1 pseudogene is annotated in these 615 nt (G+C 42.9%); it reads right to left on the bottom strand.

What is annotated here, in order from left to right:
* Nucleotides 1–615 (bottom strand): annotated as a pseudogene (locus tag ACFIK0_RS09685) (hypothetical protein); the annotation flags it as partial.

Here is a 615-nt window from a genome sequence, read left to right as displayed (position 1 = left end):
CTTAACTGTGAAAAATTAACTGCATCGTTCGCTCCAGTGCCATCCGACACTCCTGTAATCTTTTTACCCCCAGCATCAACACCTCCGGTGGTTATTTTCGGACCATTGGCTATCACTAAGCCTGTTGCATCTAAGGTATTTGTACCTGCCTTTACGCTCTCCAGTGTGATATCCTTTGCTAAATCAAATTTTACCTTATTGTCCTCTTTGCCTTTTGTAATATTTAGGTTGCTACTTCCAGCTGCCAAATCCATTGGGTTGGTTGAATCAACACTCGTCGTATCTGCACCATCAACAGAGAGATCCCAACTTGGAGTTATAGAGTCTTTTAGAGCTTTTAGCTGCGCAACATTCACGGCATCAGTGTCGTCCGCGCCACCTGCAACGCCAGAAAGAATTCTGGTCTTATTATCTTTATTGGCAATAGTGATTTTTTCACCATCTGTATCCTTACCAATGGTGATGTATTTCGTCTGCGCATCTTGTTTAATAAAACTACTGGCTGCTACTTGTTCTTTTATTTCCTTCAGTTGTCCAAAATTCACCGCATCGGTGCTTTCAGTACCCGTTGCCACTCCAGTTATCTTTTTACCTCCAGCATCAATACCTCCGGTG

This window comes from Bartonella sp. CL63NXGY, from assembly GCF_042194905.1.
Lineage (GTDB): Bacteria > Pseudomonadota > Alphaproteobacteria > Rhizobiales > Rhizobiaceae > Bartonella.
This window is presented reverse-complemented; position numbering and strand designations above follow the sequence as displayed.